The sequence below is a fragment of the Pseudomonas abietaniphila genome (assembly GCF_900100795.1).
Taxonomy (GTDB): domain Bacteria; phylum Pseudomonadota; class Gammaproteobacteria; order Pseudomonadales; family Pseudomonadaceae; genus Aquipseudomonas; species Aquipseudomonas abietaniphila.
In genome coordinates this window covers 718,116-744,257 of record NZ_FNCO01000001.1, presented here as the reverse complement: position 1 = coordinate 744,257, position 26,142 = coordinate 718,116, and the positions used below count along the sequence as shown (strand labels likewise).

Below are 26,142 nucleotides of genomic sequence, written 5' to 3'. Positions count from 1 at the left end.
CGATAAGCCTCTAAATGGCTATAGTATTCATTCCATAACACGACTAACTGAGGCTTCGATGGACACGCTTGAAGCGATGACCATGTTCGTGAGAGTTGTCGAACGCGGAAGTTTTTCGGCAGTGGCCCGCGAACTGGGCACGACGCAGCCGACGGTCAGCAAACAGATCAGTGCGCTGGAACAGCGTCTGGGCGGACGGCTGATTGCGCGCAGCACCCGGCAGTTATCGCTCACGGACGAAGGACAGCGTTACTACCGGCAATGCCGCGAGATTCTGGCGGCCGTGGACAATGCCGAGCACAGCTTTCAGACCGGTCGCGAAGGCGTCGCGGGGCCGTTGCGCATCGCCTCTTCGGTCAGTTTCGGCCGATTGCAGATCGCGCCCCGGTTGCGCGGGTTTCTGCAGCGCTATCCGGACGTCACGATCGACCTGCAACTCAGCGACCAGAATGTCGACCTCGTCAGTGAAGGCGTGGACGTCGCGTTGCGCATTGGAGACCTCAAGGACAGCAGCCTGATCGCCCGTCAGATTGGCCTGACCCGCCGGCTGACCGTGGCATCGCCCGCGTACCTGGAGCAACACCCCGCGCCGCAAGTACCCAGCGACCTGGCCCGGCACAACTGCATCCTGTTCAACCTGCTGGAACACTTCGACACCTGGACATTCGACGCAGGGCTGCATCAGGTGCAGGCGCGCGGGAACGTGCGCAGCAACAACAGCGAGGCGATCCGGCAGATGGTGTTGAGCGGGCTGGGGATTTCACTGTCGCCGTCGTGGCTGTACCGCAAAGACATTGAGGCCGGCCGGGTGATTCGGGTGTTGGAGGGCTACACGCCCTCTTCGCTGCCCATCCACGCCGTGTCACCGGCGAACCGCAGGCAGTCGGCGCGGATTCGCGCGTTCGTGGATTTTCTGGTGGAGGCGTTTGCGGCGGATGAAGACCTGGCGGTTGTGTAAACGCCATGGATGCTGGTCGAAAGCCGTGGGAGCGCCACACGGGGCGCCTCCCACGCCCCTAGCGCAGAAACTCGGCGGATGCTTCAGACAGCGCTCAATGCAACACACTCTGCAAAAACTGCCGGGTTCGAGGGTGCTCAGGTGCCGAGAAAATCTGTGCTGGCGGGCCCATTTCAACGATCTTGCCGCCATCGAAAAACACCACCCGATCGGCCACTTCACGAGCAAAGCCCATCTCGTGAGTCACTACGATCATCGTCATGCCTTCCGCCGCCAGGCCCTTCATGACGTTCAGCACTTCGCCAACGGTTTCCGGGTCCAGCGCTGAGGTCGGCTCATCGAAGAGCAGCAGGCGCGGCTTCATCGCCAGAGCACGGACGATCGCCACACGCTGTTGCTGCCCGCCCGACAGCTCGCTCGGATAGCCATCGGCCTTGTGCCGCAGCCCGACACGATCCAGCAACGCCAGCGCATTGGCCTGGGCCTCGGCCTTGCTCTGCTTCTTGACCTTGACCGGCGCCAGAATCATGTTGGCCATGACCGTCATGTGCGGAAACAGGGTGTAATCCTGAAACACCATGCCGATGTCTTCACGCAAGCGGGCCATGGCATTGCGGTCATCGGCCCGTACCGAGTCGCCGCCCTCCACCACCACGCTGCCTGCCGAAGGCTCTTCCAGGCTGTTAAGGCAACGAATGAACGTCGACTTGCCCGAACCGCTAGGGCCAATAATGACGACCACCTCGCCCTGCGCAACGTCTAGGTCGACGCCCTTGACCACCTCGAGCTCGCCGAAGTGCTTGTGCAATCCACGCACCGTCAACATGCTTTTCATAGACCGGCCTGCGCACGCGTGGCGGCTTGCAATTTGTCCTGCGCGACCGAGAGGCGGTCCCGTCGCGCCTGATTGGCCTGACGCTCCTCCTGCAAGCGCGCATTGGCCCGCTGCAAGCTTGGGCGCAGCGACGACAACGCAGGGCCACCGGCCGAATCGCGGGACTGCACGTTGGCCGTCGGGTCCAGGCATTCACGGACCTTGTGCGCTGGCAGATTCAGCGCGTGCCCCAGTTGCTCCATGGCACAGCGGTCGACCATGTCGGTGTCGATACGATGCGCAGGCAAACCGGCGTCCATGGCCATGCGCACGGCAGCGCCGACCACGTGATGAGCCTCGCGGAACGACAGGTCAGCCTCACGCACGATGAGGTCGGCCAGCCCGGTCGCCGTAGAGAAATCTTCCCCGGCACGACGTACCGCGAGGTCAGCGTTGGGGATCGCCGTGCGCAGCACCAGCTCCAGCAGTTTCAGACAACGCAGGGTTTCTTCCGCCGCTTCCCAGAAACCCCGAGTGCCTTCGCGGTTGGCGTCGCCGGTGTGGGAAAAGTTGCTGCCCTTGACCGTCACACTCGCTGCCATCAGCAGGCCGACGATATGCCCGGTACGCCCTTTGAGGTATTCGAGCACGGTCGGGTTTTTCTTCTGCGGCATGATGCTCGAGGTCGCGGCCACGCTGTCCGGGAAGTCGATCAGGCTGAACTCGTGGGTGCTCCAGACAAAGTAATCCTGAGCCACCCGACTCCAGAACACCGACAACAGGCTCAGATGCGACAGGCTTTCCAGAATGAAATCCCGTGAGCCTACAGCGTCCAGTGCGTTGTCCAGATACCCGTCGAAACCCAGCAGTTCAGCCGTGCGCGCACGGTCGATGTCGAACGGCGTACCCGCAAACGCGGCGGCGCCCAGTGGGCTTTGATTCATGTTTTCCAGGGTCTGGGTCAGGCGCTTGCAATCGCGCTCAAGGGCCTGCTCCACAGCCGACAGGTAATACCCGTAGGTGATCGGCTGCGCAGGCTGCAAATGGGTGTAACCAGGCATCACCACTTCAGCGAAGACTTCAGCATTGTTCAAGGCGGTCTGACGGGTCTGGATCAGCGCGTCGATCAGGCTCATCAGCACTTCCCGGCAACGCAGGCGATCAAGGGTGGCGAGGATGTCGTTGCGGCTGCGCCCGGTGTGGAGACGGCCGCCGATGTCGGTGCCGATCTGCTCGATCAGGTGCGCCTCGTAGTTGAAATAGGCGTCTTCGCGGGAAGGGTCGAGCGTCACCTCGCCGGGGCCGGCGGCTTCCATGTCCAGCACGCCTTTGGCCAGCGCGGTGGCGTGTTCGCCGCGGATCAGACCCTGCTCGGCCAGCATCACGATGTGCGCCTTGTTGACGTTACCCAGGTTGATGAAGCCATCGGCAAACCCTTCCAGACGTGGCCGGTAGATGTACTCGTTGACCTCAGGGGCGGTGGTTTCTTTCAGGCGACGACTGACTTTGGATTCTTGCATGATCAAACCCCTTGACGAGTTACGCGCATCGCCGGACGACCCAGACGACGTTCGAGATAACGGCTGAGCCAGCTCAGCAATGAACAGATGACGAAGTACACCAGCAGCACCAGCCCATAGACGCTGAACGCAGGGCTGACACCGGTCATGACGGTGGAGCGTTCGACGATGATCTGGCCGACCTTGAGAAACTCGCCGACGCCGACCAGCGCCCCTAGAGAGGTGGCCTGCACCAACATCGTCAGCAACCCCGTGTACGCAGGAAGAATCGCTTTCATGGATTGCGGCGCAATCACATGCAGGTAGATCTGCCAGGGGCGCAGCCCCAACGTCCACGCGCTTTTCCACTGGTGGCGGGATACCGATTCCAGGCCACCGCGTACGATCTCGATCCCGTTGGCGCTGCCCCACAACGTCAGACCGGTGACCACCGCCGCGAATGGACTCAAATCGAGTCCGAGCATCGGCGCGCCGAAGAAAATGAAGAACACGTTGACGATCAGCGGGATCGAGCGAAACAGCTCGACATAACCATGAATGGCAAGGCGCAACAGACGACTCTTTAGGGTCGCCAGCACACCAAATACCGCCGAGATGATCGTGGTAAACAGCAGAATCACCAGCGCCAGACGCACGGTCATCCACAGTCCCTTGAGCACGAAGCCCCAGTTTTCGACCAGAAAATTCATGTGGGCCTCAGTGCCTGAATGGACGTTGCAGGTGGGCGGACAGACGTCCGGTCAACAGCGACAGAATCGCCACCAGGGTCAGGTACATCACACAGATCGCGCTGAACATCTCGATAGCCCGAAAATCGGTGGCGATCCGATCGACCGCCACGAACGTCAGTTCCGCCAGGCCAATGGCTTGCAGGTACGACGAGTTTTTCAGCAGTGAGATCGCGGTATTCAGCACAGCCGGCAAACTGGTACGAAAGGCGATCGGCAAGGCCACCAGATAAAGGTATTGATGAGGCTTAAGGCTCAAGGCCATGCTCGCCTCGCGCATCTTGTGCTCCACCGTGGCCAACCCGCCCCGCATGTTCTCTACCTGATAGGCGCCCGCCCACAACGACAGACAGAACACCCCCGACCAGAACAGCGACAGTTCGAGCCCTATCGCTGGCAGGCCGTAGAAGATGAAGAACAACTGCACCAGAATCGGCGTGTTGCGGATCAACTCGACGTACAGCGCTACGACCTGCGCCAGCACCGGGACGCGCATCGCCCGCGCCGCACCACCAAAGATGCCGATCAGTAGGGAGAAGGTGATGGCGAGCAGCGAGACCCGGAGTGTCATCAGGACACCGTCGAGCAGCGCAGGCCATTGCGCCAGCAGGTAATTGAAATCGAAATCCATGACAGCGCCCGATCAGAGTTTTTCAGCGGGTTTGGCTTGCTCGAATACGCTCAGGTAATAGCTCTGAATGTTTTCCGGAACGTACTGACGCACCCAACCGCCGAACAGCTTGTCCTCGTGCATCTTCGCGATGGCGGCGCTGAGATAGTCGCGTAATGGCTCGTCGTTCTTGCGCACGCCGATGGCGGCATCGGATATCTGGAACGGCTCGTTGATCAGGCGTGCATCGCTGTCGTTCGCCGCGACCACCACCAGTGTTGCGGCGTCATGGGTATAGGCATCAGCGCGGCCCTGACGAAAGGTCTGCAAGGCGTCGGCGGCACTGTTCATGCGCAGGGTCTTGACCTGAGGCATGTGGTCCTCAAACCACTTGGCTTGCACCGAGCCTTTGAGCGTGGCGAGGGTCTTGCCGTCGAGGTCCTTGATTGACTTGATCGGGCTGTCCTTCTTGACCACCACGTCACTCGCTCCCCAGCGATACGGTGTGGTGAAGTCGATCACCCGTTGACGCTCAGGCGTGACACCGAGGGTCGCGATGAGGAAGTCGACCTTGCGCCCCAACAACTGCGGAACGCGGTTCTCGGCGGTGACGCAGGTGAAGGTCACCTTGTCTTTGGAGCCCAGCGCCCAGAGCGCGATTTGCCGCGACATTTCCACTTCAACCCCGGCGAACTCGCCGTTGCCGTTCTGGAAACCGTAAGGCGGCTGGTCGCACCGTACCCCGGCACGCAGTTGGCCGGCTTCCTTTATTTCATCGGGCACTGGCGGAAGATCCGTCGCGTGAACCTGTGCGATGCCTGTCAGGGAGACGCATGAGAGCGCAAGTGCACGGCCCAATACGCTTAACGAAAACAGCCTGGATGAGAACGGCATATTGCCTCCTGGTTACCTACCAGCGCGGCGCCACACCACGTGACGTCACGCAACGATTTCAAGGGCAGAGAGCAGCGGGATTTACAGCGCACCCTGAGGACGCCAGACGCGCTTGAACATCGCGTCCGTCTGCGCGGAAGCTTCGATGTCGAAAACAGTTATAAAGCCTCTGGCTCATGCCAACAAATGACAATACATTGGTCATCCATACCGAATTGATATGGCCTGCCATGAACTTCAAACAAGTCGAAGCCTTTCGCGCCGTGATGTTGAGCGGCTCAATGACTGCCGCAGCCGAGTCGCTGCACACCTCGCAACCCAATATCAGCCGCCTGATTGCGCAACTGGAACGGGCCAGTGGCTTCAAATTGTTCGAACGTGTGGGTGGCCGCCTCTTGCCCACCGATGAAGGCGCGGCGCTGTTCGCCGATGTGGAGCGGGCATTCATCGGTCTGCAAAACCTGGAGACGTCAGCGCAGAACATCCGCCGTGGGGGGACGGGGCAATTGCGCATCGCTGCGGTACCGTCGCTGTCGCTGACCGTTTTGCCGAAGGTCATCCAGCGCTTTCGTCAGGAGAATCCCGAAGCGGCCATCTCGATCCACACCAGCGATTCGCCGATGGTTGCCCACTGGGCGGCTTCGCAGTTCTGCCATGTGGGGCTGGCGTCGTATGTCGGCGAGGACATGCCCGGGGTGCGCACGCGCAAGATATGCGACGTGCCGGGGGTCTGTGTGTTCCCCACGGGGCATCGGTTAGGCAAGCTGAGGGCGGTCAAACCGGAGGATCTGAAAGGCGAGGAATTTATTTCGCTGTCGCTGAGTGACGGTTCGCGAGCCCGCGTGGATCGTGTGTTCGCAGGCGACAAGGAGTATCGCAAGCTGAACCTGGAAACGCCCTATGCCGCGACCGTGTGCTCGTTGGTGGCGCTGGGACTGGGGGTGAGTATCGTCAGCCCGATGGTGGCACTGGAGTATGTACACATGGGCATCGAAACCCGCCCGTTCCTGCCCCAGATCCGTTTTTCCACTTACCTGTTGCTGCCGGAAGACAGGCCACAAAGCCTGCTGAGTCAGCGGTTCGGTGTGTTGATCGAAGAGATGCTCACCGAGGCGAGCAAAGACTGGCAGGGATAGCGGACATGTCGATCGACCGAACGCTGTGAGCGTGAATGCGTTCACGAACACCGGGGCCATCCCTGAAAGGTTCATTGGATGTGCCCCGGCATTCGTCGGAATGCCGCCCAGAGCGAGCTCACTCCCACAGGTCTGCGGTCTGGACACAGGTTCGCGCATCAACCCGGCTCCCTGTGGGAGACGTCCGAGGTTACGAGGGTATGGGCCGCACTTCGGACGAATGCGGTGGGTCATTCACCGTCGACGTCGCTAACCCAACGCATTCGCCAGCAAGCTCCCACAGACTCTCTGCTGCGTATGAATCAGATCCCGCTCAGCGCCAGATCCATCGCGAAGTACGTGAAGATCAGGTCTGCGCCCGCGCGTTTGATCGCGCCCAGGCTTTCGCGGACCACGCGGCCCTCGTCGATTGCACCGGCTTGAGCGCCGAACTTGATCATCGCGTACTCGCCGCTCACCTGATACGCCGCCAATGGCAGGTTCGAGGCTTCACGGATATCGCGAATGATGTCCAGGTAGGCGCCCGCCGGCTTGACCATCAGGGCATCGGCGCCTTCGGCCTCGTCCAGCAGCGACTCACGCAGGGCTTCACGGCGGTTCATCGGGTTCATCTGGTAGCTTTTGCGGTCACCCTTGAGCGCCGAACCGCCTGCTTCGCGGAAAGGGCCGTACAGCGACGACGCGAATTTGGTCGAGTAGGCCATGATGGGTGTCTGGGTAAAACCTGCTGCGTCCAGCGCGGCACGAATGGCCTTGACCTGGCCGTCCATTGCCGCCGACGGGGCAATGACATCGGCGCCCGCGCGCGCCGCCATGACCGCCTGCTTGCCGAGGTTTTCGATGGTCGCGTCGTTGTCGACATGCGCACCGTGCATCACGCCGCAGTGGCCGTGGTCGGTGTACTCGCAGAAGCAGGTGTCGGACATCACGATCATGTCCGGCACGGCGTCCTTGATGGTGCGCGACATCCGCGACACCAGACCGTTCTCCTGCCAGGTGTCACTGCCAGTGGCGTCCAGATGATGGGACACACCGAAGGTCATCACTGACTTGATCCCGGCGCGGGCATAACGCTCCACTTCCTGGGCCAGTTTCGACTCGGGGATCCGACGCACGCCCGGCATGCTGTTGATCGGCACGAAATCGTCGATTTCTTCCTCGACGAAGATCGGCAGCACCAGATCGTTCAGCGTGAACTCGGTTTCCTGGAACAACGCGCGAAAATTTGCGTTGCTGCGCAGGCGACGTGGACGGGCGGCGGGAAACAGACTGGACATGGCAATTCCTGATGAAAAGTTTCCGAAAAACGACCGGGCTGACGCATCCGGGCGATATCAATGGCGCGAAGCTTATGCCTGCACCGTTCTCGATTCAAATGTCGCGGCAATAAAGTCTCTTACCGAACCGGTAATAGTGGCTGAAGGGTCGTCGAACCAACTCAACGGCGCCCGGTCATTAAGCAAGAGCGGCACCCATTCCGGTTGCACGAGCGCTTACCCCGAGAACTCTCTTGACCAGCCCATCCGCCGCGCGTCATTCAGACCTTCGTAACAACCGTTCACTGGACGGCCTCAACTTTTTCCTGGCGGATGTTCGCGACGGGCTGGGTCCGTACCTCGCGATCTACCTGTTGGCGGTCCATAAATGGGACCCGGCCAGTATCGGGCTGGTAATGACCCTGGCCGGTATAGCGGCTTTGGTGACCCAAACGCCAGCGGGTGCGCTGATTGACCGCACCCGCAGCAAGCGGATGGTGGTGGTCGTGGCGGCCTTGCTGGTGACCGCCGGATGCGTGGTGCTGCCTTTCATCCACAGTTTCACGTGGGTCGCCATCACCCAGTCCCTCAGCGCAATTGCAGGGTCTGTGTTTGCGCCGGCCATCGCGGCAATTTCCCTGGGAATCACCGGGCCCAAGGCGTTTACCCGGCGTACCGGACGCAATGAAACCTGGAACCATGCCGGTAACGCTTGCGCGGCGCTGCTGGCGGGCGGTTGTTCCTGGTTGTTCGGGCCGATCGCGGTGTTTTATCTGATGGCGTTCATGGCCTTGGCAAGCGTCGTCGCGGTCAGCTTCGTCGACGGTAATGCCATCGATCATGAAGTGGCCCGAGGCTTCGATCCCAGCCACAAGGGCGCGAACGATCAACCGAGCGGATGGGCGGCGCTGCTGAACAATCGGCCGTTAATGGTCTTCGCGATCTGTTGCGGGCTGTTCCATCTGGCCAATGCCGCGATGCTGACGCTGGTCAGCCAGAAGCTGTCACAGATCGACCTCCAGCTCGCCACGCCACTGACCTCGGCGTGCATCGTGGCCGCACAACTGGTGATGGTGCCGGTGGCCTGGCTGGTGGGCGCCAAGGCAGACAGCTGGGGACGCAAACCGCTGTTGATGGCGGGTTTCGTGATCTTGCCGCTGCGCGGCGTGCTGTATGTGCTCTCGGACAACCCGTACTGGCTGGTGGGCGTGCAATTGCTCGACGGCATAGGCGCCGGCGCTTTCGGCGCACTGCTGCCGCTGGTGGTCAAGGACCTGACCCAGGGCACTGGACGCTTCAATGTCAGCCTGGGTGCGATCTCAACGGTATTCGGTCTGGGCGCGGCCTTGAGCAATGGCCTGGCCGGTCTGGTGATTCGCGAAGCCGGTTACAGCGCGGCCTTTCTCACACTGGCGGCCATTGCCGCCGTCGCCTTCGTGCTGCTGTGGTTAGGCGTGCCTGAAACCCTTGGGATCAAAGCCGACCCGACAGAGCGCCAGCGCCATGCAGACGCTGAGGACAACGATGAACAGGGCCAGCCAGAGCAACGCCCGATCACCTGACGAGTCGCGCACAAAGGCGAAGCACTCATATTACGTAATACGCCCGATACACCCATTCATGGGCCAAGCGTGAGTGACAGTAACTGAGCGGCCCCTCCATTCGACAGCCAGCGGATGGCTAGCCACGGGGCACGCTGCCTGCGCCTTCACCCAGTTCGCGCTGCATCAAAACCGTGTCCAGCCAACGGCCGTGCTTGAAACCCACTGACTCAAACACGCCGACAGTACGAAATCCCTGGCGTTGATGAAGCCGAACCGAGGCCGTGTTTTCGCTGTTGCCAATGACAGCGACCATTTGTCGACGACCACCGGCGATGCAACGCTCGATGATCAGCGCCAGCAAGGCCTGGCCGATGCCCTTGCCCGCCATACCCTCACGTACGTACACGGAGTCTTCCACAGTAAAACGGTAGGCCGGACGGGGCCGATACAGCGTCGCATAGCCGTAGCCGACGACCTCACCCTCAAGTTCGGCCACCAGGTACGGGAGGTCATGGCCACGGACGTCCGTACGTCGCTGACACATCTGCGCAAGGGTCGGCGGTTCCAGTTCGAAGCTGGCAGTGCCATGAATCACGTGGTGGGCGTAAATCGCCTGCACGGCAGGCATGTCGTCTTCAAGGGCGTCGCGCAAGATGAGGTCGTGAGGCATGTGCGGTCTTCTTCTGGATCAAGATAAAAGCAGGTGAGCAATGATGAAGCGCTGCCACCCCAAAACAAAGCTATGATTTATCATCCTCAGCATCAGTAAAACTTTGCCATGCAGCGGCTCAACCTCAATCACCTTCACTCCTTCGCCCATGTTATCCATCACGGAAGCTTTTCCGCTGCGGCGCAGCGCCTCGGTTTGACTCAGCCAGCCGTGAGCCTGCACATCCGCCTGCTGGAGGAGCGGCTGAACCTGCGCCTCATCGAGCGCGTCGGTAAACGCATCAAGCCGACGCCCGCCGGCAGCACGCTGCTGGAGCACATTGGTCGAATCGATGCCGTGGTCGAAGACGCATTGCTTGACCTGTCGAGCCACGCGCAGGGCGTTGCCGGGCGAGTCGCTATCGGCACGGGCGCGACGGCCTGCATCCATCTCCTTCCGCCGATTTTACAAACCTTGCGCCGGCAGTTTCCGGCACTGGATGTGCGCGTCAGTACCGGCAACACCGACGGCATCTTGCGCGCAGTGGAGGAGAACCGCCTGGACCTTGCGCTGGTCACCCTGCCCGCATCCGGTCGCAGCCTGTCGGTGACCCCGCTGCTGGACGATGAGTTCGTGGCGATTTTCAGTGCTGAGCAACATCCTCTTCCAGCGGACGTGACGGCAGGTTCGCTGCTGGACTTGCCCTTGGTGGTGTTCGAAGCCGCTAGCAGCACTCGCCTGCTGATCGATGAGTGGTTCCTGCAGGCTGGGCTGCGTATCAAGCCGGTGATGGAGCTGGGCAGTATCGAGGCCATCAAGGAAATGGTCGCCGCCGGCCTGGGTTACAGCATCGTGCCACGCATGTCGGTGGCGGCGCCCCATCATCAACGGGGCTTGCAGGTTCAGGCGCTGACGCCACCCCTGAACCGGACGCTGGGCATCGTGCTGCGTCAGGACAAACCGGTGAACAAGGGACTGAGGCAAGTCCTCGACGCATTACAGACGCTTGCCCCCTGATTGGGTTTAGAATGCCGCCCTTTCTCATGACCGACCCGCCGCCACCCGATGAATGCCGACGCGCTGAACACCCTCAACGAACACCTGCTGACTGCCCTCGCCCCTGCACCCGCAGAAACCCGCCGCCTGTTCCATGGCCGTGGGCGACGCTGGCCAGGGCTCGAGCAACTGACCGTGGACTGGATGCAGGGTGTCGTGCTGGTGTCGCTGTTCAAGGAGCCTGCCGGCGAAGACCTCGACGCGCTGAAACGCCTGCTCATTGAGCTCGTGCGGACGCCCACGTGGCAGAACAGCCAGGCTCACACCCTGTTGCTGCAACACCGTTACCTGCCGGACAGCCTGACCGAAGCGCTCGCAGGCGAGATGCCGGACGAGTGGACCCTGACCGAAGGCGGCTTGCGCTACCTCGTGGATTTCGGCAAGAAGCAGAACACGGGTCTGTTCCTGGACATGCGTTACGGCCGCGACTGGGTGCGCGCCAATGCTTCAGGCAAACGGGTGCTCAACCTGTTTGCTTACACCTGCGGCTTTTCCGTGGCGGCCATCGAGGGTGGCGCGGAGTTCGTGGTCAACCTGGACATGTCCCGGGCGGCGCTCAGCCGAGGCCGCGACAACCATCGCGTGAACGGCCATGACCTGAGCAAGGTCAGTTTTCTCGGGCACGAGCTGTTCAAGTCGTGGGGCAAAGTGAAGAGCGGCGGCCCTTATGACCTGGTGATCATCGACCCGCCGTCGTTTCAGAAAGGCAGCTTCCTGTTGACCAAGGATTACCAGCGCGTCCTGCGCAAACTGCCGGAGCTGTTGAGCCCCCACGGCACCGTATTGGCCTGCATGAACGACCCGGCATTGGGCGCCGATTTCTTGATTGAAGGGGTGACCCGTGAAGCGCCGAGCCTGCGTTTCGAACGGCGACTTGAGAATCCCCCGGAGTTTGCCGACGCGGAGCCTGAGGGTGGGTTGAAGGCGCTGGTGTTCCGCCAAAGTTTCAACTGACACCGGACGACGCGTGTCGACGATGAGCCTGTGAACGGCCATCGTCGGCACGCCGGACGCCTTCGGGCTTATCTCGCCAATGCCTGTTCCAACCGGGGCTGTAGCAAGCCCGGGATCTTTCGTCCTTGCTCGAGCACCGGCAAGAACCGCCTGCGTTTTTTCTCCTCGTGGTTCTGCGCGATGTCGGCAATGCGATGTTGCAGAAACGGATTGAGAAAACGGTCGCGCACACTGGCCAGATAATCCCGCGCTTGCGCCAGCTCTCCTTTCGCGGCAAACACCGGCAGCACTTCCTCCTCCCACAGCGCCTCAAGACTCTGACGCAACGCTGCGTCGCCCATGGCCTGATACACCGTTTCCTCGGCCGCACGCCCGTCCACCCGCCAACGCTCGGCGAGCCAGCTGTGCCCCAGATTGAGCATGTACAGCTTGAATTGCTCGTATTGTTCCAGTTGGTCGGTGAGGACGATGCAGGGATGCGTGCACGGCAATTGCAGCCCCTCCTGCCGCTCGATGGCCCAGATTGCGTAGGGCTCCGCCACCGCGCCGACAGGCTGGATGGGCTGCGAAACAATACGGTCGACCAGTGAGTTGGCCCAGCGACAGGTGTCGCGCAGATACACAATGAACGCAGGCGCCATTTGCCATTCCGTCGCGAGGCGAATGATCAGGTCGCGCAGCACATCGCCGTTGCGCGACACCAACTCACAGGGGAACAACGACAACGTGCTGTGTGGATTCAACAACCAGCGATCATGCAGCAAGACCAGCAATTTGGCCGGGAAGCTCACGGGCGCTGGCGCGTTGGCCGACAGCAGGTCAGTGGAGTCTGCCGCATCGAGCACATAGCCTTTGTCGCCGGTATTGGAAATCACCACCTCGACGTCCTTCACGATGGCCCGACGCAGCTGCGACCAGTCTCGCCCGGCGTGCAGCGCCGTGGCGATGGACGACGACCAGTACTCTTCATCGACCGTGCGCCCGCCTTCCGTGCCCTGGATCCGCACCGGATAACCGACGCCGCTCGCCAACGCCTGAACACGTTGCGCGCTGTCGGCACTGGCGGTGGTTTGTACGACCGTCACCTTGCCCAGTGCCTCGCCCTTGGCGAGCGCTTGCGAAATAAAAAGGTCGGCATGTGCCTGCAGGAATCGGCTGGTGCCAAATTGCAGGATCGGGGTTGAAACGGGAGTGTTCATGCAGTGTCCCTTTCAAAGTGATGCGCGCCGCCCATTCGACGCTCGAGGACCTGTAGGAGCGAATTCATTTGCGATACGGGGGTGAAGCCGTAACATAAGCCGCGCCTGAAACATTTTTCGCGAATGAATTCGCTCCCACAGACGTTTATCTCTGCCCGATGCGTGCGATCAGCACTCGACGATCGCCTTGACCACGCCTTGCGTCGGGTCAAGCAGCATTTGAAAACGCTCCGGCACTTCGCTCAATGTCATGCGATGGGTGTTCAGTGCTGCATCGGGAATCAAACCGTCGCGCAGGCACTGCTCCACGTAACGAAAATCCTCGACCGTCGCGTTACGGCTGCCCATCAACGTGGCTTCGCGCTTGTGAAATTCAGGATCGGAGAAGCTGATGGTGTCGCGCACGATGGACACCAGGACGTATTTGCCGCCGTGCGCGATGAACTCGAACCCTCGCTCCATGGCCTTGGCGTTGCCGGTGGCGTCGAACACCACGTCAAAGAATTCGCCTTGGGTCAGGTGTTCCAGTTGCTGCTTGTCCTCGGCGCCAATCAATACGGCCGAACTGACTTTCAGATGCGCCTTGCAGAACACCAGCCGATCCTCGCGGGTGTCCAGTACCGTGACCTGCGCGCCGCGCAGGCGGGAGAAAATGGCCACGGCCATGCCAATCGGGCCGGTGCCGACCACCAGCGCACGCTGCCCCGCCTGAATATCGGATCGACGCACCGCGTGCGCGCCAATCGACAGAAACTCGATCATCGCCGCTTGGTCCAGCGTGATCCCGTTTGCCTTGAGGACAAAGGCGTGCGGCAGGCTGAGGTATTCGGTAAACGCGCCATCGCGATGCACGCCCAGTACCTGAATGCGCACGCAACAATTGGTTTTCCCCTGACGACAGGCGATGCAGTCGCCACAGGACAGGTAGGGCATCACGTACACCACGTCCCCCGCCACCAGACCGCTGCCCGCCTCGCTTTCTTCGACAATGCCCGAGAATTCGTGCCCCATGACCCTGGGGTATTCCAGAAACGGTTGATTGCCGTTGAAGATGTGCAGGTCGGTGCCGCAGACCCCGACGCGCTTGATCCTGACCAGCGTTTCGCCAGGCGCGCGCTCAGGCTTTTGACGATCCTGGGCCAGCAGGGAGCCGGGTGTTTCGCAGACGACGGTGAGCATGCTTTCTCTCCAGACCATGCACGCCGGCACAGCGGTGATGACGAACGCTGCGGGTGACTGGGCGTGATCTATTGTTGTTGTGATCCTGGATGCGCCGGCCCGTGTAACGCGCTCGGCGCCGCTGCGAAAAAACTACACAGCGATTTGCATATTGGCAAGACCAATTAAGTTTTAATCATATTGGCCTGACCAGAAAGCCAGTTGACAGGTGCGTGCTGCGCGCCGACAACCGGCTGTAATTCAGCCCCGAGCCTCGCTATGATCAGACCCCATGACGCCCACTCTGCCCATTCGCTCACCCTGCCCGCCCGGCGCCTGCACCTGCGACCGCGAACGCCTGCTGGAAACCCCCGGCACGGACATGCGCATCCTGTGCCTGACCCGTCAGGAGGAAAAGCGTCTGCTTGAGCGTCTGGAGAGCATCGCCAGCCTGAGCGATCTGGAGCACATGCAGCGGCGCATGTTCGAGTTGCTCGGCATCCGCCTGGCCATTGCGCCCGGCTTCAATGAAGTGCGCAGCATGCGCGGCCTCGTCATCGACATCGCCGAACTGCCCGGCATGTGCCGCAAGACCCGCGCAGCGATCCCGGCGGCGATCCGGCGCGGCCTGGAAAAGAACCCTGAAATCGCTTACGGCCTGCTCAATGCCCATGACCTGTTGCGGGATGCTTGAGGTCGGCCTCCGCCCGCCTGGCACGTGAGCGTGCGAATACTCTGATCATTCCCACGCTCCCCGGGGTAACGCAGTGGCTGAAGTTCTGCGTCAACATGGACGCAGAGCGTCCTGACAGTCACTCCAACGCAGAGCGTGGGAACGATCAATCCTGTGGGACATCGCAGGCTACAACGGCCGCGAAGGCGGTGGGTCATTTACCGGTGATGTGACTGCACCTACGCATTCGCCACTGTCGTAACCTCCAGCAGCTCCCACAGGTCTTGCACCCGCCACGCGCCCCGGCCTACCCGGTCGATGGACTGAGACTCTCCCGTGGAATTTGGCGCAGCAGCCCCACCTTGTCGCATCAGTAAGGCTTACTTCTCCCATTGCGCCTTGTCGATCTTCAAGCCGTGCAGGCCGTTGTACTCCGCGCGCTTGGGTTGCTCCCACCCGTGCAGCAGCGACGCGTCGAGGTCGTAGATTTCCACGCCCAGCGGGCGGCAGACGGTCAGCGGGTCCTGCGCATCGGGGCCCCACATCGGCAGGGACAGGTCGCCGCCCGGGCAGGTCGACAACGCACACAGCAGGTCGATCTCAGCGAAGAATTCCAGATAATCCCCCTTCTGCGCCGGACAGGCTTTCATGAAGTACATATCATCGTGGTTCAGGCCCGTGCACTGGAAGATGTTCAGCACATCGTGCACATCGAACTCGGTCAGGCCGTGAGGCAAAACGGCACGGGTCAGGTTCGAATGGCAGTGATGATGGAAATCCTCCCCCGTCAGCATCTTGTTCACGTACGGGTCGCAACGGGTCCCGAGCAGGTCATGCAAGCGGCCGCCGTGCTCATCGATGCCGTAGCTCGCCAGGCTGTCATCGGTGATGGTGACCATCGGCCGCAGGAACGGCAGGTTCGACCACAGGCGATCATGGGTGGTCACGTGCGCCCCTTGTAACTGACGGGTACGCGATGCCCACATGCGCTCACGCGGGTCGTTGGCGTTCCAGACGTTGAAGTCGCCCACCTGCGGACCCACGGGCGTCGTGACGCGGAACACCTGTCCCGCCTTGACCTTCCAGGCACGCCCGGTGCGAATCGGCACCTCGAACTGCTCGACCTGCGTGCGACAGTCCTGACGCTCGCGAATACGGTCATAGAACGCCGTATCGACCTGCAACGCAGCGCCTTTGCTGACCTGATACGCGGCTGGGTAATCTTTGTACATGGCAATCTCCTGGTTCAGTGTCTGGTAGCGCGCGAAAGCAGGTCCAGCGCCTGGTGTTCGGAATCGTTGAGGTAGCTGTCCATGGCTTCACCCGCTTCGTGGCGATGGCCGTCGATCAGCAACTGATGAATGTGCCGGTCGCGCGCCAGCCAGGGCGCCTGATAGCGCGCTTCGTCGGGGGCGGCGGAAAACACCAGGCGCATCTGCGCCACGATGTTGGTGAAAAACTCATCGAACGACGGACTGTGCAACAGGCCCACGACCTGCTGGTGAAAGCGCAGGCTGTGGGTGCCAAAGGCGCGCCAGTCTTCGCGTTCGCTGGCGAGCTCGGCGGCTTCAATGGCATTCGCCATGCGCGCGGAAGACGAATCGACCAGCAGCTTGCCGGTGAGTATGGCTTGGGATTCAAGGGTGCGGCGGACCATGAAAAGGTCACGTACATCGTCCACGGTCAGACGACGAACGATGACGCCCTTGTGCCGGACGTAGGTCGTCAGTCCCTCGCGGCCGAGCAGGTGCAGCGCTTCGCGCACGGTGTTGCGCGAGGCGTTATAACCACGCACCAGTTCGCTTTCCACCAACGGCATGCCGGACAACAGCCGTCCGCCGATGATGTCTTCGCGCAGTTCGTGGGCAACCTGGTCGGCCAGCGACAGGCCGTTTTCTTTGGCGATGGACACAGTGTGCAGTTCCTGAAAGATCGGGATTGTTCAACAACCCGTATTCATTCAGGACAGCACACAGCGTGCCAGAAATGGCGACTGTATCTTTGCAGGAAACATACAACATCCAGCACCACCGATGAATCATTGGACTCAGGCCAACCGCTTAACCCGCATCACCTCAACTGCCTCGACAAACCGCTCCACCGGCCAACGCTCCTGCAACGCCAACTCGAACAATTGCTGCCCCGTCTGTGGCGCCATGCCGTGCAATGGCGGGTCAGTGTCCAGGTTGGTCGGAAATGAATACCCGTCCGCACTCATCGCAATCACCGCCTGCATGCCCTCTTCATCCAGTTCGCCTTGCTCGACCCGCTTGAGCATCAGCGGATACAGCGCCAGCATCATCCGCTCCCGATTGACCGTCTCCATCGGCTTGCCGAACGCCGACGAAATCTGCAGCAGGTTCGCCATCCGGAACTCATCCGTCGTGCGGTTGGTGCCCGCCGCATGGAACAGCGCGGGGTTGAAGAACAGCAGATCACCTTTGTTCAGCGGCAACTGAATCGCGTGACGATCGAAGTAGTCGATGAACGCCTGATCACGCCACGCCAGATAACCCAGCTCGTACTGCTGCGAGAACGGCAACAACAGTGTCGGCCCGGTTTCCAGCGGCATGTCGGTGTGCGCCACCGCCCCTTGCAGCGTGAGGTGCTGCGACAGGCGATGCATCGGCAGCGGAAAACGCGCGGCCACTTCATCGCTCTGGAAGCCCAGGTGATAGTCGCGATGGGGCTGTTGCGCCTGACCGCCCGGCGTCACCACATTGACCTGCGCCGTGGCCTGAAAATAAGGCCCCAGCCACGATTCGGCGATCAGGCCGAGCAAAGGGTTGGCGTAGTACTCGATGAACGAGTCCGGCGAATGTTCGGCGGCTTTCTGCAGCGAATTCCAGATCCGCTGATTGGCGCCCGCCTTGGCGAAGTGGTCGGCCCGCACCACCCTCGCCGCTTCGTCGGTGATGATCTGGCGGAACACCTCGCTGTGCCGGTCAACGACCGCGAGATCGGGAAAGGCATTGCGCACCACCATCACACCCGGGCCGTCGCGAAACAGCCGGTGCAGCTCGCTCAATATGCCCAAGCGGTCATGCAGAGCGGCGCTGCGCAGCGCATCGGCGTCATAGATCACCACCTGACTGACCACTTCCTGCGCATGAGGATACTCGGCGGCATTCACCCGCTGTTCACATACCGCCGCGAAGGCCCGGACATCGATGTCACGCGAGGTGGCGAAGAGGCTCACAACGCTGCTCCGGCAACGCCGTTCAGGGTCAACGGTGCATCAGGACGGGGTGTGGAACCGTCGCCGCAGCCCATGATGCCCTGCTCCATGTCGATCACCGCGCCGGTGGTCATGCCCGATTGATCGGAGAGCAGATAGGCGACGCTGTTGGCCACTTCCTGAGGTTTGAGCAAGCGACCGAACGGTGACTGCGCCTCGGCGCGGGCGAGCCAGCCTTCGTCGGCACCGTGGTACTGGCGCTGGATCTGGTCTTCGTGGGGAGTGTCCATCCAGCCGATGTTCAGGCCGTTGACCCGAATGCGGTTGCGCAAGGTACTGAAGGCGACGTTCTTGGTCAGCACGGCGAGTGCGCCTTTGGAGGCCGCATACGCTGACAGGAACGACTGACCGCCATGGCCGGAGACACTGAGGATGCTGACGATCGAGCCTTCGACGTTGTTGGCGATCATCAGCTTGATGCATTCCTGCATGAGAAAAAACGGGGCTTTTACGTTGACCGCAAAGATACGGTCGAACAGCTCGGGTGAGGTGTCGATGATGGTGCCGCGGTCAGACATCCCGGCGCAGTTGACCAGGCCGTGAACAGTCCCGAAGTGTTCCTTGGCAGCGGCCACGACACGACGGCAATCGTCGACGTTCTCCATGTCAGCCTCGACGAAGAACGCCTGGCAATCCAGTTCGGCCAGTTGACGCACTTGCTGTTCGCCTTTGTCACGACTGCGTCCGCAGATGATCAGGCCCGCCGCACCGCGCTGCGCAAGGGTATGAGCCACCGCGGCGCCCAACCCTTGAGTGCTGCCGGTGACGACGAAGTAGCGACCGGTGAAAGAAGTGGAAAGATCGAGTGCTGACATGCCTGTCTCCTGCTGTTGTTGTTTTTGGCTGCGGGTGATCGTCGTCGCAATAGAATTTAAATTCCATCTGTACAACGATTGGAACTGAGACTAGCATTGCGAAAACCTCACAGACGCCCGAATCAACCTCAACAAGACCTCAAAAAGGCTCAGGGACTCTCATGCTCGACCGCGCCCGACGTTTCTCCATCAAGCAGATCGCCGCCCAGGCCGGCGTCAGCAAGGCTACAGTCGATCGCGTGCTGCACGAACGCGGCAGCGTCCATTACCAGACCAACCGTCGCATTCAGCAGGCCCTCGAAGAACTGGAAGCCCAAGAAAAAACCGGGCCTGCGGTCGGCCGCACGTTCCATATCGACATCATCCTGCACACGCCCAAACGCTTCAGCGACGCGGTGCAGGAGGCGATTCACGCGCAGTTGGGCAGCCTGGCGCCGTTTCGCATTTTTCCCCGTTTCCACCCGTACCAGGAGATCGACACCCAGGAGATGCACGACCTGATCCTGCGGTGTGCCGGTAAAGGCAGTCAGGGCCTGATCCTCAAGGCGGCGGACGAGCCGCAGATCAATGAGGCCGTGAATCAGGTCACCGCCGCCGGCATCCCGGTCGTGACATTGGTCTCCGATCTGCCCCAAAGCGATCGCATCGGTTACATCGGCATGGACAACCGCACGGCCGGGCAAACGGCGGCGTACCTGATGGCGAGCTGGCTGGACCAGGCCGCGCAAGACGTCGCCGTGGTCATCAGCAGCGAGTTGTTCCGGGGTGAAGAAGAACGCGAAATGGGGTTTCGCACCTGGTTACGCAGCCGCGCGCCGCATCTGCGCGTGGTCGACATCACCGGCGGATTTGGCGTGTACGAGCCCACACTCGAACGCGTGACCGAAGCGCTGAAGGCCAATCCGTCGATCAAGGCCATCTACAGCGTCGGCGGCGGCAACCGCGCCATCGTCGACGCATTCGCCACGCTTGACCGCTCGCTGGCCGTGTTCATCGGCCATGACCTGGACCAGGAAAACCGCCAGCTGCTGGCGGAAGAAAAGATCGCCGCCATCATCGACCACAACCTGCAGGTCGACGCCCGGCATGCCTTCCTGCACATCCTGCAGTTTCACCGTCTGTGGAAGGTCGATCCGATTCCCGCCTCTCAAGTACAGATCGTGACGCCGTTCAATCTGGTGAACTGACCCCCGTTCCGAGCCACAACCGATCTACCCGACAACAACAATCCAAGGAGATCCACCCATGCTACGCATCGCAGTCCTCGGCGCAGGCCGCATCGCCAACATTCACGCGGCCAACGTCGCGGCCAATCCGGATGTGCAACTGTCGGTGATCGCCGACCCCTGGCGCGAAGGCGTCGACACACTGGCGGCCAGACTGGGTTGCGCGGCGGCTTATGACTGCGCCGAGGCCATTGCCCGTGCCGACGTCGATGCAATCGTCATCGGCACGCCCACCGACACCCACATCGACCTGATGCTGCGCGCCGTTCAACTGGGCAAACCGGTGCTCTGCGAAAAGCCCATCGATCTGGACTTCGCCAAGGCCGCCAAAGCGGTGGAAGACATCGAGCGCCTGAACGGCAAGGTGATGCTGGGCTTCAACCGCCGCTTCGACCCGGACACCCTGCACATGCGCAAAGCGATTGCCAACGGCGACATCGGCGATGTGCGCCAGGTGGTGATCACCAGCCGCGACCCCGGGTTGGCACCGGTGGAATACCTCAAGCATTCTGGCGGGATCTTCCGCGACATGACCATCCACGACTTCGACACCGCGCGCACGTTGCTCGGCGAGGAACCGGTGGAAGTGCTGGCCATCGCCAGCCGTCTGGTCGACCCGGCGCTGGCGCAGATCGACGACTACGACAGCGTCATGGTTCTGCTGCGTACGGCGTCCGGCAAGCAATGCCACATCAACTGCTGCCGCGAAGCGGTGTACGGCTACGATCAGCGTCTGGAAGTCTTCGGTTCCAAAGGCATGATCCTCAACGACAACCACCGCCCAAGCACCGTGCGCACCTACAGCGCGACCCAGACCGAAGCCCGTGAGCCGCTGGAGAACTTCTTCCTTGAGCGCTACGCCGATTCCTATCGCAACGAGCTCAACCAGTTCATCGACGCGGTGAACGCCGGCGAGCCGTTGCCGACCAACGCCCGCGATGGCCTGAAAGCGCTGCACCTGGCCAACTGCGCACTGGAATCGATCAAGACCGGTCGAGCGGTAAAGGTAGAGGTTTAAGCCGTCCCGATCTTCCAGCCAACTGCAGCCCCTGTGGGGGCGAGCGTGCTCGCGGATGCTGTTCTACGACCGTTGAAGGTGTATCGGGTGTAGCGACGTCTTCGTGAGCAAGCTCAGACCGTGTTCGTCTGTCCATGCAGTGGGTGTCGGTTGTCCTGCTCATCACTTGAAATCACGGCTGCGCACATCCAGTCCCGTCAGTAACGGCGTCAGGTCGAACAGCCGTTGCGCAATCACGTGGCGCACGCCTTTCTGGTATTCGAACTTGCCGAACACCTGCATCAATTGCGACCCCACCAGCACCTTGCGCTGACGCTCGGCCAGGTCGCGCCAGACCACTACGTTGATCATGCCGTGCTCGTCTTCCAGGGTGACAAACGTCACGCCGCTGGCCGTGCCGGGCCTTTGTCGACCGACCACCAGCCCGGCGACGCTGAAATTGCGCCCGTGCTCTTCGGTGAGCAGGTCCTTTGAGCTGCGAAAGCGTTTGGCCGCCAGTTTATTGCGCAGCAAAGACAACGGGTGCGGGCCCAGTGTCGTGCCAAGGGTGTCGTAATCGGCCACCAGGTCCTGAGCCACGCTGGGCAGCGGCAAGGCCACCTGTGCCTCTTCGCCAAAACAGTCATCGCCGAACAAGGGCCGCTGCGCTTCGACCCCGGCAATCTCCCAGCGCGCGCGATGGCGATGCCCGGCCAACCCGCGCAAAGCCCCCGAATCGGCCAGTGACGCACGGCCGCGGTTGTCCAGATCGGCGCGGATGCACAGGTCGGTGACGTCCTTGAACGCGCGTTGTTGCCGCGATTGCTCGATGCGCCTGGCGTCTTCTTCGCGAAACCCGCGAATCATGCGCATGCCCATGCGGATCGCCAGGTTGCGCGTGTACTCGGGGCTGTCGACCGGCTCCAGCGAACAGTCCCAGTCGCTGTAGCGCACGTCCACCGGACGGATTTCGATGTGATGCCGACGCGCGTCCTGCAGCAACTGGTCAGGGCTGTAGAACCCCATGGGCCAGCTGTTGATCAGTGCGCAGGTGAACGCGGCCGGTTCGTGGCATTTGAGCCAGCAGCTGGCGTAGGTCAGCAAGGCGAAGCTGGCGGCATGGGACTCGGGAAAGCCGTAGCTGCCAAAGCCCTTGATCTGCTCGAAGATGCGGTGGATGAACTCGTCCGGATAGCCCTTCTCTTTCATGCGCTCGCTGAGGCGAATACGGTGCGGTTCGAGCCCGCCGTGACGTTTCCAGGCGGCCATGGAGCGGCGCAACTGGTCGGCTTCTCCCGGGGAATAGTCGGCGGCGACGATGGCCAGTTGCATGACCTGCTCCTGAAACAGCGGCACGCCCAGTGTGCGCTTGAAGACGTCCTCGAGCGCCTCGGAGGGATAGGTCACCTCCTCCTCGCCATTTCGACGCCTTAGATACGGATGCACCATGTCGCCTTGAATAGGCCCCGGTCGGACAATGGCGACCTCGATTACCAGGTCGTAAAATTCCTTGGGTTTGAGGCGCGGAAGCATCGACATCTGCGCCCGCGATTCAATCTGGAACACGCCGATGGTGTCTGCCCGGCTGATCATCTCGTAGGTCGGCTCATCCCCGTCCGGCAGCGTGGCGATGGTCCAGCGTTTGTGCCGATGCAACTCGACCAGATCGAACGTGCGGCGCAGAGCGCTCAGCATGCCGAGGGCCAGAATGTCCACTTTGAGCAGGCCCACCAGGTCCAGATCGTCCTTGTCCCACTGAATGATCGTGCGGTCAGCCATGGCGGCGTTTTCCACGGGCACCAACGTCTCCAGTGGATGCTCGGAGATCACAAAGCCGCCGGGATGCTGGGACAGGTGCCGGGGAAAACCGATCAGTTCGCCGGTCAACGTCAATACACGGCGCAACACCGGGCTGTCGGGCTCGAAACCGCATTCACGCAGACGTTCAGGCGACGGCAGCGTGTCGCTCCAGCGGCTGAAACAGTCCGCCAGTGCGTTGATCTGATCGGGCGGCAAGCCGAGCACCCGCGCCACATCCCGAACCGCGCCCGCGCCGTGATAGGTGCTTGCCACGGCCGTTAACGCCGCCCTGCCCCGGCCATAACGACGAAAGATGTATTGCAGGACTTCCTCGCGGCGCTCGTGCTCGAAGTCGACGTCGATGTCCGGCGGCTCATTACGTTCTTCCGAAATGAAGCGTTCGAACAGCAGATTGATGTTTGCCGGGTCCAGCTCGGTGATGCCCAGGACGAAACACACGGTCGAGTTGGCGGCCGAGCCACGGCCCTGACACAGAATGCTCTGATCGCGGGCGAATTTGACGATGTCATGCACGGTGAGGAAGTAACTTTCGTACTTCATCGTCGAGATGATCTTCAACTCCTTCTCGATGTTTTTCCGCGCCACCTCGGGCACGCCGTTGGGCCAGCGCCAGCGTGCACCCGCTTCGGTGAGCTGGCGCAGCCAACGGGCCGGGGTGTAGTCGGCGGGCACCAGTTCGTGTGGGTATTCGTAGCGCAACTGCTTCAGGTCAAAGCGGCAGCGCCGGGCGATGTTCAGGGTTTCAGCCAACAGGTCGGCGGGGTACAACTCGGCCAGTACGTTACGCGTGCGCAAATGCCGCTCGCCGTTGGGGTACAGGCGATGGCCGGCTTCAGCCACGGTGGTGTGGTGACGAATGGCGGTCATGGTGTCTTGCAAGGCGCGGCGGCCTCGGGCGTGCATGTGCACATCGCCGCTGGCCACAGCAGGCAGGTCGAGCGAACGCGCCAGCGCCAGCAGCCTCGACAGACGCAGGCTGTCATCGGGCCCGCAGTGCAGCTGCACGCTCAGCCACAGGTCTTGCTTGAAGGTCTGACGCAACCAGTCACCTTGCTCTTGCAGCGCCTCGGCACGCTGATCCAGATCCGGCACCCATAACGCCAGCAACCCTGCCACCGGTCGCCGGAAATCTTCGCGCAACAGTCGGTACTCGCCCTTCTTGCTGCGCCGTCGACCTTCGGTGATCAAACCGCACAAGGCCTGATAACCCGCGAGGTCTTCCACCAAGAGCACCACCTTCGGGCCGTTCTCGAGGGTAACCTCGCTGCCGATGATCAACGGCAACTCACATTCACTGGCGGCTTGCCATGCCCGCACGATACCCGCCAGCGTGCATTCATCGGTGATGGCCAAGGCTTGATAGCCGTGACGTTTCGCCCGCTCGAACAGCTCCTTGGCGCTGGACGCTCCGCGCTGAAAACTGAAGTTGGACAGGCAGTGCAGCTCGGCGTAGTCCCCCCTCATGCGAACCAGCCCTGCAGCAACAGGCCGCTGTCATCCCCGACCTTGCGATAGGCCCAGCCGCGCTGCCCGGTGCGGGTCTCGACCAGGAAGTAATCGCGACGCACATCACCGCCGTCCCACCACCCCGATTCGATGCGCTCAGGCCCGGCCAGCACGCGGACGCTGGAATCGCTGAGATGTTCGGGTTCGCGCAGCAGCCATCCCGGACGCGAAACCTTGTGCGCCGCCATCACGGGCTTGCTGACAGATGTCGGCAACCACGCACACTCCGGACGGTGGTCGGCATGAAAACCCAGGCCGCTGACGGCCTCATCGCCCAGTCGAGCACGCAGGCGTTCGCGTAACTGCTCCCACGGCATGTTCTGTTGCGGGCGGTCATCGAACAGCTCGCGATGAGACGGCACGAAGGCCGGCAGGTCCTTTGCCTGCAACCTCAAGGCGCGCACGGGCGACGGCACCACCACCTGTTCCAGACGCCCGCGGGCCAGTTCGAACAGCCTGTCGGCTTCACGCTCGGCACTCAGCAAGCCCACCGGAATCAGGGTATCGGGCGCCACGCTGCCGACACTGGGCACATGCTCCAGATGGATGATGAACCGCTGCACACCGCTGTCGCGCCCGCCGAGAAACAACGCCAGATCGGCAATCATGCGCTTGAGCGGGAACAGCAGGGCCTGATGGGATTCCACGTCGAAATTGAGTTCGATGCGGGTGTCGAAATGATCGGGCGGCACGTAGCACTCAAGGGGCATCGGCCTGCGCCCAAGCAAGGTGTCCAGGTGCTGCAGCACTTGGGGCGCAAAACGTCTGGCCAGGGTATCGCGAGGCAATGCCGACACCTGGCGCAGGCGATGCAGGCCCATGCGGCCGAAGGCTGTCGACACGTCCTGAGACAAGCCGATGCGATTGACCGGCATCTGTTCCAGCACCTGTTGCAGGCTGTCGTTGCAGGTCACCGCCAGACCATCGTGGGCATTGGCGAGCATGCGCGCCGCCACCGGATTAGGCGCCACGACGATGCGATGACTGAACCCCAACGCCGTCAGTTCCTGACGCAAGCGCGCTTCGAACACCGGCCAGGGTCCGAACAGCCCCAGGCTGGACTCGACTTCCATCAGCAGGACGCGGGGGTATTTCAGGCTGACCTGCGAGCTGAACCGATAGGCCCAGGCGGCCAATAAACGGTGCCAGCGGCCTGTTTCGTCCGGGTCGTATTCGACCGTCGCAAACTCGCGAGTCATGGCATGTGCGGCGGTCAGTGACTGACCGGGGCGCAATCCGAGTTCGCGCGCAGCGACATTGACGGTTTGCAACACCCGACGCTGGGCCGAGCCGCTGATCAACGCCAGCGGTTCTTCAGGGTTGGCGCGACGACGCATGACGCCGTCCAGCGCCAGTTGCGGCAGCAGGACACAGGCCCAGAGCATGGAAA

The 26,142-nt window shown here is 61.7% G+C and carries 23 protein-coding genes; 8 read left to right on the top strand and 15 right to left on the bottom strand.

The genetic code is table 11. The features are described 5' to 3' along the window. Positions 1-58 precede the first annotated feature (58 nt). Positions 59-958: a LysR family transcriptional regulator gene (locus tag BLS87_RS03130; protein WP_074750076.1), complete on the top strand. Its 900-nt coding sequence runs from the start codon at positions 59-61 to the stop codon at positions 956-958. Positions 959-1,052: 94 nt separating this feature from the next. On the opposite strand, the gene BLS87_RS03125 is transcribed toward BLS87_RS03130, so the two are convergent. Genes BLS87_RS03125 through BLS87_RS03105 form a run of 5 tightly spaced genes read right to left on the bottom strand, consistent with a single transcriptional unit; the run spans position 1,053 to position 5,524 of the window. After that, positions 1,053-1,793: an amino acid ABC transporter ATP-binding protein gene (locus BLS87_RS03125; RefSeq protein ID WP_143024278.1), complete on the bottom strand. Its 741-nt coding sequence runs from the start codon at positions 1,791-1,793 to the stop codon at positions 1,053-1,055. After that, complete coding sequence (gene argH, locus BLS87_RS03120; RefSeq protein ID WP_074750074.1) at positions 1,790-3,292, bottom strand: argininosuccinate lyase; 1,503 nt, start codon at positions 3,290-3,292, stop codon at positions 1,790-1,792. Before argH ends, BLS87_RS03125 begins: the two co-directional genes overlap by 4 nt. Positions 3,293-3,294: 2 nt before the next feature. After that, positions 3,295-3,981: an amino acid ABC transporter permease gene (locus BLS87_RS03115; protein ID WP_074750072.1), complete on the bottom strand. Its 687-nt coding sequence runs from the start codon at positions 3,979-3,981 to the stop codon at positions 3,295-3,297. A 7-nt stretch (positions 3,982-3,988) separates the two neighbouring features. Continuing rightward, on the bottom strand, positions 3,989-4,651 hold the full coding sequence (locus tag BLS87_RS03110) for an amino acid ABC transporter permease (RefSeq protein ID WP_074750070.1): 663 nt from the start codon (positions 4,649-4,651) through the stop codon (positions 3,989-3,991). Positions 4,652-4,663: 12 nt separating this feature from the next. Continuing rightward, positions 4,664-5,524, bottom strand: coding sequence for a transporter substrate-binding domain-containing protein (locus BLS87_RS03105; protein WP_074750068.1), 861 nt, complete (start codon positions 5,522-5,524; stop codon positions 4,664-4,666). 230 nt (positions 5,525-5,754) lie between these two features. Here BLS87_RS03105 and BLS87_RS03100 point away from each other — a divergent pair, with 230 nt between their 5' ends. After that, the gene (locus tag BLS87_RS03100; protein ID WP_074750066.1) at positions 5,755-6,660 is read left to right on the top strand and encodes a LysR substrate-binding domain-containing protein; all 906 of its coding nucleotides are present in this window, start codon (positions 5,755-5,757) and stop codon (positions 6,658-6,660) included. Between the two features lie 302 nt (positions 6,661-6,962). Here BLS87_RS03100 and hemB read toward each other — a convergent pair whose 3' ends face one another. Further along, a complete protein-coding gene (gene hemB, locus BLS87_RS03095; protein WP_074750064.1) occupies positions 6,963-7,937 on the bottom strand; it encodes a porphobilinogen synthase in 975 nt (324 codons plus the stop codon). A 233-nt stretch (positions 7,938-8,170) separates the two neighbouring features. Here hemB and BLS87_RS03090 point away from each other — a divergent pair, with 233 nt between their 5' ends. After that, positions 8,171-9,478 carry an MFS transporter gene (locus tag BLS87_RS03090; protein ID WP_083370585.1) on the top strand — a complete coding sequence of 436 codons (1,308 nt, stop codon included), beginning with the start codon at positions 8,171-8,173 and terminating at the stop codon, positions 9,476-9,478. A gap of 118 nt (positions 9,479-9,596) precedes the next feature. Here the strand turns inward: BLS87_RS03090 and BLS87_RS03085 are convergent, their stop codons facing one another. After that, the gene (locus BLS87_RS03085; protein ID WP_074750062.1) at positions 9,597-10,130 is read right to left on the bottom strand and encodes a GNAT family N-acetyltransferase; all 534 of its coding nucleotides are present in this window, start codon (positions 10,128-10,130) and stop codon (positions 9,597-9,599) included. 108 nt (positions 10,131-10,238) lie between these two features. On the opposite strand from BLS87_RS03085, the gene BLS87_RS03080 reads away from it, so the two are divergent. Together BLS87_RS03080 and BLS87_RS03075 are read left to right on the top strand one after the other, a co-directional pair. Next, positions 10,239-11,126 carry a LysR family transcriptional regulator gene (locus BLS87_RS03080; RefSeq protein WP_074750060.1) on the top strand — a complete coding sequence of 296 codons (888 nt, stop codon included), beginning with the start codon at positions 10,239-10,241 and terminating at the stop codon, positions 11,124-11,126. Positions 11,127-11,174: 48 nt separating this feature from the next. Continuing rightward, a complete protein-coding gene (locus tag BLS87_RS03075; RefSeq protein WP_074750058.1) occupies positions 11,175-12,119 on the top strand; it encodes a class I SAM-dependent methyltransferase in 945 nt (314 codons plus the stop codon). A 68-nt stretch (positions 12,120-12,187) separates the two neighbouring features. Here BLS87_RS03075 and BLS87_RS03070 read toward each other — a convergent pair whose 3' ends face one another. Further along, positions 12,188-13,318 carry a mannitol dehydrogenase family protein gene (locus tag BLS87_RS03070; RefSeq protein ID WP_074750056.1) on the bottom strand — a complete coding sequence of 377 codons (1,131 nt, stop codon included), beginning with the start codon at positions 13,316-13,318 and terminating at the stop codon, positions 12,188-12,190. Between the two features lie 168 nt (positions 13,319-13,486). After that, the gene (locus BLS87_RS03065; RefSeq protein ID WP_074750054.1) at positions 13,487-14,497 is read right to left on the bottom strand and encodes a zinc-binding alcohol dehydrogenase family protein; all 1,011 of its coding nucleotides are present in this window, start codon (positions 14,495-14,497) and stop codon (positions 13,487-13,489) included. Positions 14,498-14,768: 271 nt separating this feature from the next. On the opposite strand from BLS87_RS03065, the gene BLS87_RS03060 reads away from it, so the two are divergent. Beyond that, the gene (locus BLS87_RS03060) at positions 14,769-15,170 is read left to right on the top strand and encodes a hypothetical protein (RefSeq protein ID WP_074750052.1); all 402 of its coding nucleotides are present in this window, start codon (positions 14,769-14,771) and stop codon (positions 15,168-15,170) included. Positions 15,171-15,529: 359 nt separating this feature from the next. Here BLS87_RS03060 and BLS87_RS03055 read toward each other — a convergent pair whose 3' ends face one another. The 4 genes from BLS87_RS03055 to BLS87_RS03040 form a co-directional block, all read right to left on the bottom strand. Further along, the gene (locus BLS87_RS03055; RefSeq protein WP_074750050.1) at positions 15,530-16,381 is read right to left on the bottom strand and encodes an urea carboxylase-associated family protein; all 852 of its coding nucleotides are present in this window, start codon (positions 16,379-16,381) and stop codon (positions 15,530-15,532) included. 14 nt (positions 16,382-16,395) lie between these two features. Beyond that, positions 16,396-17,061 carry a GntR family transcriptional regulator gene (locus tag BLS87_RS03050; RefSeq protein WP_074750048.1) on the bottom strand — a complete coding sequence of 222 codons (666 nt, stop codon included), beginning with the start codon at positions 17,059-17,061 and terminating at the stop codon, positions 16,396-16,398. A 135-nt stretch (positions 17,062-17,196) separates the two neighbouring features. Continuing rightward, positions 17,197-18,348 carry a phytanoyl-CoA dioxygenase family protein gene (locus BLS87_RS03045; protein WP_074750046.1) on the bottom strand — a complete coding sequence of 384 codons (1,152 nt, stop codon included), beginning with the start codon at positions 18,346-18,348 and terminating at the stop codon, positions 17,197-17,199. Continuing rightward, the gene (locus BLS87_RS03040; protein WP_074750044.1) at positions 18,345-19,202 is read right to left on the bottom strand and encodes an SDR family oxidoreductase; all 858 of its coding nucleotides are present in this window, start codon (positions 19,200-19,202) and stop codon (positions 18,345-18,347) included. The genes BLS87_RS03045 and BLS87_RS03040 overlap by 4 nt, the downstream gene beginning before the upstream one ends. A 161-nt stretch (positions 19,203-19,363) precedes the next feature. Between BLS87_RS03040 and BLS87_RS03035 the strand changes: the two genes are divergently transcribed. Then, entirely contained in the window at positions 19,364-20,389 is a 1,026-nt protein-coding gene (locus BLS87_RS03035) for a LacI family DNA-binding transcriptional regulator (protein WP_074750042.1), read from the top strand. A 58-nt stretch (positions 20,390-20,447) separates the two neighbouring features. After that, complete coding sequence (gene iolG / locus BLS87_RS03030; RefSeq protein ID WP_074750040.1) at positions 20,448-21,446, top strand: inositol 2-dehydrogenase; 999 nt, start codon at positions 20,448-20,450, stop codon at positions 21,444-21,446. A 162-nt stretch (positions 21,447-21,608) separates the two neighbouring features. On the opposite strand, the gene BLS87_RS03025 is transcribed toward iolG, so the two are convergent. Both BLS87_RS03025 and BLS87_RS03020 read right to left on the bottom strand, forming a co-directional pair. Beyond that, the gene (locus tag BLS87_RS03025) at positions 21,609-24,710 is read right to left on the bottom strand and encodes an error-prone DNA polymerase (protein WP_074750038.1); all 3,102 of its coding nucleotides are present in this window, start codon (positions 24,708-24,710) and stop codon (positions 21,609-21,611) included. Continuing rightward, positions 24,707-26,137: a Y-family DNA polymerase gene (locus BLS87_RS03020; protein ID WP_074750036.1), complete on the bottom strand. Its 1,431-nt coding sequence runs from the start codon at positions 26,135-26,137 to the stop codon at positions 24,707-24,709. Before BLS87_RS03020 ends, BLS87_RS03025 begins: the two co-directional genes overlap by 4 nt. Positions 26,138-26,142: the final 5 nt, after the last annotated feature.

What these genes read in the sequence shown, in the direction of transcription:
- BLS87_RS03065 (WP_074750054.1), bottom strand. Translation starts at nt 14,497, where the DNA reads ATGCTCACCGTCGTCTGCGAAACACCCGGCTCCCTGCTGGCCCAGGAT.
- BLS87_RS03125 (WP_143024278.1), bottom strand. Translation starts at nt 1,793, where the DNA reads ATGAAAAGCATGTTGACGGTGCGTGGATTGCACAAGCACTTCGGCGAG.
- BLS87_RS03060 (WP_074750052.1), top strand. Translation starts at nt 14,769, where the DNA reads ATGACGCCCACTCTGCCCATTCGCTCACCCTGCCCGCCCGGCGCCTGC.
- hemB (WP_074750064.1), bottom strand. Translation starts at nt 7,937, where the DNA reads ATGTCCAGTCTGTTTCCCGCCGCCCGTCCACGTCGCCTGCGCAGCAAC.
- BLS87_RS03110 (WP_074750070.1), bottom strand. Translation starts at nt 4,651, where the DNA reads ATGGATTTCGATTTCAATTACCTGCTGGCGCAATGGCCTGCGCTGCTC.
- BLS87_RS03040 (WP_074750044.1), bottom strand. Translation starts at nt 19,202, where the DNA reads ATGTCAGCACTCGATCTTTCCACTTCTTTCACCGGTCGCTACTTCGTC.
- iolG (WP_074750040.1), top strand. Translation starts at nt 20,448, where the DNA reads ATGCTACGCATCGCAGTCCTCGGCGCAGGCCGCATCGCCAACATTCAC.
- BLS87_RS03105 (WP_074750068.1), bottom strand. Translation starts at nt 5,524, where the DNA reads ATGCCGTTCTCATCCAGGCTGTTTTCGTTAAGCGTATTGGGCCGTGCA.
- BLS87_RS03035 (WP_074750042.1), top strand. Translation starts at nt 19,364, where the DNA reads ATGCTCGACCGCGCCCGACGTTTCTCCATCAAGCAGATCGCCGCCCAG.
- BLS87_RS03020 (WP_074750036.1), bottom strand. Translation starts at nt 26,137, where the DNA reads ATGCTCTGGGCCTGTGTCCTGCTGCCGCAACTGGCGCTGGACGGCGTC.
- BLS87_RS03100 (WP_074750066.1), top strand. Translation starts at nt 5,755, where the DNA reads ATGAACTTCAAACAAGTCGAAGCCTTTCGCGCCGTGATGTTGAGCGGC.
- BLS87_RS03115 (WP_074750072.1), bottom strand. Translation starts at nt 3,981, where the DNA reads ATGAATTTTCTGGTCGAAAACTGGGGCTTCGTGCTCAAGGGACTGTGG.
- BLS87_RS03070 (WP_074750056.1), bottom strand. Translation starts at nt 13,318, where the DNA reads ATGAACACTCCCGTTTCAACCCCGATCCTGCAATTTGGCACCAGCCGA.
- BLS87_RS03025 (WP_074750038.1), bottom strand. Translation starts at nt 24,710, where the DNA reads ATGAGGGGGGACTACGCCGAGCTGCACTGCCTGTCCAACTTCAGTTTT.
- BLS87_RS03055 (WP_074750050.1), bottom strand. Translation starts at nt 16,381, where the DNA reads ATGTACAAAGATTACCCAGCCGCGTATCAGGTCAGCAAAGGCGCTGCG.
- BLS87_RS03080 (WP_074750060.1), top strand. Translation starts at nt 10,239, where the DNA reads ATGCAGCGGCTCAACCTCAATCACCTTCACTCCTTCGCCCATGTTATC.
- BLS87_RS03075 (WP_074750058.1), top strand. Translation starts at nt 11,175, where the DNA reads ATGAATGCCGACGCGCTGAACACCCTCAACGAACACCTGCTGACTGCC.
- BLS87_RS03130 (WP_074750076.1), top strand. Translation starts at nt 59, where the DNA reads ATGGACACGCTTGAAGCGATGACCATGTTCGTGAGAGTTGTCGAACGC.
- argH (WP_074750074.1), bottom strand. Translation starts at nt 3,292, where the DNA reads ATGCAAGAATCCAAAGTCAGTCGTCGCCTGAAAGAAACCACCGCCCCT.
- BLS87_RS03085 (WP_074750062.1), bottom strand. Translation starts at nt 10,130, where the DNA reads ATGCCTCACGACCTCATCTTGCGCGACGCCCTTGAAGACGACATGCCT.